The sequence below is a fragment of the Mesorhizobium sp. M7A.F.Ca.MR.176.00.0.0 genome, assembly GCF_004023165.1.
Lineage (GTDB): Bacteria > Pseudomonadota > Alphaproteobacteria > Rhizobiales > Rhizobiaceae > Mesorhizobium.
In genome coordinates this window covers 1-5954 of sequence record NZ_RZTC01000196.1, presented here as the reverse complement: position 1 = coordinate 5954, position 5954 = coordinate 1, and the positions used below count along the sequence as shown (strand labels likewise).

Below are 5954 nucleotides of genomic sequence, written 5' to 3'. Positions count from 1 at the left end.
GCCGCGAGGACCTTCGCGCAGGAGGTCATGCCGGATGGCGGCGCTGATCACGGCTTCCGGAAGATGACGCTCGTCGCGCAGGTAGCGCCATGTCATCGATCCCGGCCAGGGCTTGCGGCGGCCGCTCCAGCGTTCGGCGACGCCGAGATCCGGCCCGCGCTTCCGCGCCTGCCTCTTCCACACAGGCTCGCGCGGCTCGTGGCCGACCAGCCGGGCGACCAGCAACTTCGCCTCCCCGAAACCCACCCCATGCAAATGGGTCATCAGCGAGAACACATCCCCCTTCGCGTCAGAGAGCGGATCGAACCAGCCTTTTCCGTCATGGATCACGATGACGATCTGGTCGCCCCGCCGGTATTTGACCGCACGTCGGGTACTCTCCTTCAGGTCGATCGCGTAACCGGCCTGATCCAGCGCGGCCGCGCAGGCCACCCTATGTCGAAGTTCATCGAGTTCGTCCTGTTCCATGTCCCTCTTTCGTGCGCCGCAGGCGCCCGCCTTCCGTCAGGTTTTCTTTCCCGCACCTTGCGGGACGACTTCCGGATGCCGCGAAGAGCAAAGGCGGCAAGGGCGCGGCTGGCAATGTGTGTTTTTGCACCTCGCGCCGTCGCCCGCGGGCCAGCCGCGGCGCAGCTTCCCTTGCCGCCGTTAACTCGCAAGTGGCACCTCCGGGAGGAGGAAGCCGGCTCAATGAGCCGGCCCCTGTTCAAAGGGATCGTATTCGGCAAGGGTCTCGACCTCATCGTCGTCGAGTTCGGCGCTTGGCAGGACGCCGAATTCGTCGCCGGAGCGGAAGAGCGTGACAGGGACCATGAGGGTGCGGGCGAGCTGGAAGGCGTGGTTTTGGACGAGGGAAAGATCTTGCGACATCTGAGGGCTCCATCCTTGGAGCGGGCCAATTCCCGCTCGATGGCTCCTCAAAGGTCGGGCTCCGGGCGCGATCACCGCAAAGGCCAAGCCGGCGCGGCCGCAGCTTGCTAGCGGACCCCTTCAGGGGTTGATCGTGGAAGATCCGGAGCTGGACCAGGAAGCCATCTCAAGAGAGCGGGATTGGGCTGCGGGCCGAGCCCGCGTGCCGCCCGATCGGCTCACACATTGAAGGGGTCAGGACAAGAACTGTTCCCTCGAACGCGCTAAGACGAACGGAAAGCGAACACCGCGATCGGCATTGGCTTTCCCGAACGGACTGCTTGGCAGCTGTGCTGCTCTGCGACCTCTGGGAAGGTGAAAATATCAACACTTCTCGGACCTTCCACCGGAGGTGTTGAACGGGAAGCCTGACCCGAAGCGGCCCTTCCTGGACCGAATTTCCTTCCCGGAAGCCGACGTTCACCAGAACCACCAGTCTTGACCCCCAAACCGGTCCTTGCTGGGCCGATTTGGCGGCTCGTAAGCGGACGTTGCCCGGAACCAGCGACTTTGCACCGTTCCTGCCGTTCCAATTGAAATCAGCTACGGCGCTAGGTGACCCGGCTCCAGTCATTCCCAAAGCCGTCGGCTTCTTCAAGCCGCCGATCAGCGGCATGGAAGTGGCATGTTACTCAGCCCGCTTGGGCGCGCTGAACGTCCATAGGGGGCGATGCTGACGTCGCGACTTTGCCAAGCTGGAAGACCTCCGTCGCCTCGCCGCGGCCGCGCAGCCGGTGCTTGCCCGCCGGGATCCTTTCGAACCTTTCGTCGAGCCGCGACGCGGTCTCGCCGGAAATGGCGATTGCGGCGGTGGCGCCCGGTTCGAGCTGCTTGCCGAGGTCCTGCAGCCGCTGGCTGACGTTCACTGTGTCGCCGACGATCGTATAGTTGACGCGGTCGGATGCGCCGATATTGCCGACGATGACGGAGCCCGTGTGGATGCCGATGCGGACATGAAGCGGAGGCCGGCCTTCGCCAGCCGCTTCCAGATTGTCCTTGTCCAGCTCCTCGCGGATGGCCGCGGCTGCGCGGACGGCCGCGGCGGCATGGCCCTTCAGACGATCCGGCGCGCCGAAGAACGCCAGCATGCCGTCGCCCAGGAACTTGTCGACAGTACCGCCATGTGCATCGACCGCGCCGCACAGGATCGCGAAGTGGTGGTTCAGCAGCCTGGCCGCGGCGGCGGCGTCCATCTGCTCCGACAGCGTGGTGAAGCCGGCGATGTCGGTGAACATGACGGTGACGACCGCTTCGCGCGGTTCGGCGATGCCGATCTCTCCGGTGCGCACCAGCTTGGCCACCAGCGAGCGCGGAATATAGGTCGAGAATGCACGCAGACCGATCAGCATGGCATTGAAGGCCGAAGCCTGGTTGTCCAACTCCAGCACCCTGCTGCGCGGCAGGGGGGTCACGCCGTCGAGATCGAAATCGGCGACGCGCGTGGCCTGGCCGGCAATCGCCTGGATCCGGCGCGACAGGCGCTTGCCGAGAAGAATCGCGACGATGACCGCCACCGCCATCGCGAAAAGTCCAAGCATGGCCGATCCCATGACGCGCTCGATTTCGTCACCGATCTGACTGGTCTTGAAATATGCGCCGAGCGTCCAGGGCCGGTCGCCATAGCCGGTGATCTCACGGGTAATAGCGACGTAAGTGTTCTCTCCGTCCCATGACGTCGAACCGTCCTTGTCGTCAAGCTGGATTTCGGCAACCTCGATATCGCGGGTACGCTGCGTGCTGAACTCCGCTTCCGGTTTGCGCGCCTCATATCCGGCGAGAACCGGATCGCCGAAATTGGCGAGCGGCGTCAGCGGCAGGATGCCGTTCTTCAGCGCATCCGGGGAAGCCAGCCGCTGGTCCGCCAGGATGGATCCGTCGCCATCCAGAATGAAGGCATGCGTGCCGAAGCGCGACGACAGTTCCTGCGTGATTTTGGACAAGTTCTGCAGTTCCACCGCGGCGATCACCCAGGCCTTCGTGGCGCCATCGCGTGACAGCGGCGCCGAGACGTTGGCGAACAAGCCATATTCGTTGGCCACGAAGGCGCCCCACCGGCGTCCGTCGACCTGCTGGCGCTCTTCAAGAACGGCGCGCACTTGCGGCGATTTCTCGGTCTCGGCGGGGAGTTTCCGGATCGTTCCGGCAGGATATTTGGCGTCGTTGTCCCCGGTCACCGCCGCCCCCCTGCAAATCAGGTCGGGTGTGCAGATCAACATTGCGTTCACCCCCGGCACTGCCGCCAGCGCACTGGCAAGTGCCGCCGACATCGCCTCGTCGTCGATCTGGAACTCGCCCTGCTTGTAGAGCTGCGCGACGCCGTCCACGGCGCTCTCGGCGCGCCCCATCTCGGCGCGCAGCAAATCCTCCATCGCATCGATCAGGAGCGTCGACTGGGCGCCGAGCAGGTCGAAAGTGTTGCGAAGGTTGGCGCCGACCGACAATGCGAGCACGCCGCCGACCGACAGGAACACGAGGCTGCCGAAACTCATCGCCATGATGACTGCAATGGGGATGCGACGCCGCTTCTTTTCGGGGCGGACCAGACGCACTGGTTGTGCGGACGTGCTCATGCAGCCAATGTCATAGTGCGCCACCGCATTGCAAGCCCGGTGACGGCTTTAAGGAGAGGACGCGCCGAAGCATTCGCACCAATATGGCGCCGACGTTTCCGGCGCCGATGATTCCGATCCTCATAGGGGTGTTCCTTTCGTAAATATGGAAGAGCGCCCGCCTCAGTCGCGGACGCGGGCGCCTCGAAGATGCGCCCCTATCTCGCGCAGTGTCGAGAGTGTCAACTCCCGGAAAGGCGCACGCACGACATGATCGTCGCCGCCATGCAGGAGAACCGGTGAGCGAATGGTGACGATCTTTGAGGCGATCATTCGCGAGGGACCGAGGCGGGCGAACTCAAGGTCGAGCACCGGCAGAAGCGGCCCGTGCGGTCAACACCGCGTTCACGCCGTTCTTCCACCCGATTCTGATCGAGCACTGCGTTCAACACGGCGAAGACACCGAAGCGGCCCTGCGTGAGCAGATTCGGTTTATCCTGAAAGCTCTCGGCAAGTCGGCCTAAGGCGCAGCGTGCCATATATGCAGGCACTGTGGTTCCGGAGAAGGGCGCGCGAACACAAGGTTTGCGTCGAAGGCCAACTCATCTTCAAAACCACGGCGCAAACGTTGCACGCGGCGCTGGCCGAACAGGGATAACCTATGTGCAGGAAGAGATGGCAAAACCTACCTCGTGCATATGCTCTGACCAGGCGGATCCGGGCGGCCATACCGTCCGACAGTCGGCTCAGGATCGCCGGCAGCCTTAGCGCGAACGTCAGGTTTGGAGGAGGGCTACGATTGACTGGAATTGGCGCTCCCTGCTCGTTCGGCGGGCGACAAGAAGGGCGACAGTCCGCCCTTCCGCGACCTTCCCAGCCGGCCTCCGCGATCAGACGCGCTCAGCAAACTTCGTCCTCTCATGATCGTCTGCCGGGTCGTGGCAAATTTTCGGGCCAAAACAGAAATGCTAGCTCCCTTCTTCAATTCTTCGAGTACCTGCTGCCTGCGTGTTCATCGAGGCGCGGTGGACGGCCAAGGGCTTTTCCTTCTGCCCTTGCCCGTTTCAGCCCTGGTCCGAGGCGGGCTACGCGCAGCAGTCGCCTGCAGTCGAAGCTGAAAGGTTGTAGTTGTCTTCGACATGCATTGCGAATGGCACGATCGAGCCTATTGCGGACATCAGCGGATTTGATGCTTCTGCCATTCCGGCTCGACAGGCCGAAACAGCCAGAGGCCACCGCAGAGCGCCCTCAGATAGACAACCGCTGCTGCCCCGAATAGACCCTGCGCGCCGAGCGCATTCATCATGCCGCCGGCGACGACGGGGCCGATAACGGCGGCCAGAGCATAGACGGAGGCAAGGGCGGCTATCGCCGCCGTCAGCTTTTCAGCCTGGAAACGGTCGCCGATCAGTGCGAGCCCAGCGGTGTAGAGCCCGTAATTCGCGCCGCCCCAGACCAGCATCAGCCCGGCTACGGGCCAGAACCCCAGACCTGACCCGGAGACCAGCGGCAGGGTGCAGGCGAGCGATAGGCCGCAGCAACCAAGCACCGTGCGGCGGCGGCCAGCTCTGTCCAGCGCCAGCCCGATCAGCGGCTGGCCGATCACCAGGCCGACATGGAACACCGTGGCGAGCAGCACCGCCTGCGAGACGTCGAAATCGCGATCGAGCATGATGACCGGCATGAGGCTGATGGCGACGGCATCAATCATCGAGGCGATAAAGAGAAAGCCGAAGGCTAAGGGAAAGGCTGCGATCGCCGACACAATGTGGCGCCCCGATCCCGGCACGACCAAGCGGCTCACGGGCCGTTCCACCGCGGCGAACGGGATCAGCGCCATCAGCGCTATCGCGGCGCAACCGAGGAGAAGCGCGGCCGGGCGGTCGGGCATCAGCGCAATCATCGCGGGACCGAGTACGAAACCGAGGGCATTGGCAGCGGTATAGACGCCCATGATCCGCCCGCGCCGCTCTGGCGCCGCGGCCGCGTTCAGCGCCGTTTCGGCGACGATGAACATGAGGCCTGCACCGCAGCCCAGAATCACGCGGGCCGCGAAGACCGGCCAGAAGTCCCGCAGGAAGGCCAGCGCCACGAGCGCCGCCGCCAGCAGCCCCACGCCTGCCAGCGCAGTTCGACCCGCGCCTAACCGGCGGGCGAGGCCGGGCACCAGCACCACGCCGGTCATGAGACCGAGGCCGGTCGCTGCCGTATTCAGGCCATTGAGCGCGCCTGACACGCGATCCGATAGCAAGAGACCCAGAAGCGGGTAGGTGGTGCCCATCGCGAGGCCGTAGATCGTCACGCCGAGGATCAGCGCGACGATCATCCGGGTTTGGGAGTTCTGCGGTCGGGTCATGGCATCCTCCTGGCGATGGGGTGTCCGGGAGATGCCGCGAAGTGAGCTTTCACTCAAACGATATTTTTTGCCGCAAGCGAACGCTTTTGTTATGCTGATCTCATGCGCAAACTGCCGAACCTCAACGCCACCCGCGCCTT

4 protein-coding genes and 1 pseudogene are annotated in these 5954 nt (G+C 64.1%); all 5 read right to left on the bottom strand.

From position 1 onward, the window contains the following. Positions 1 to 468 (bottom strand): annotated as a pseudogene (locus EOB59_RS33280) (DUF3991 domain-containing protein); the annotation flags it as partial. A gap of 219 nt (positions 469 to 687) precedes the next feature. Further along, positions 688 to 870: a hypothetical protein gene (locus EOB59_RS33275; RefSeq protein WP_095482601.1), complete on the bottom strand. Its 183-nt coding sequence runs from the start codon at positions 868 to 870 to the stop codon at positions 688 to 690. Positions 871 to 1541: 671 nt separating this feature from the next. Beyond that, the gene (locus EOB59_RS33270) at positions 1542 to 3479 is read right to left on the bottom strand and encodes an adenylate/guanylate cyclase domain-containing protein (protein WP_245486866.1); all 1938 of its coding nucleotides are present in this window, start codon (positions 3477 to 3479) and stop codon (positions 1542 to 1544) included. A 162-nt stretch (positions 3480 to 3641) separates the two neighbouring features. Then, positions 3642 to 3791, bottom strand: a complete 150-nt coding sequence (locus tag EOB59_RS35465; protein ID WP_158302487.1) for a hypothetical protein — start codon at positions 3789 to 3791, stop codon at positions 3642 to 3644. Between the two features lie 844 nt (positions 3792 to 4635). After that, on the bottom strand, positions 4636 to 5954 hold a 1319-nt coding region (locus EOB59_RS33260), incomplete at its 5' end, for an MFS transporter (RefSeq protein ID WP_206622097.1).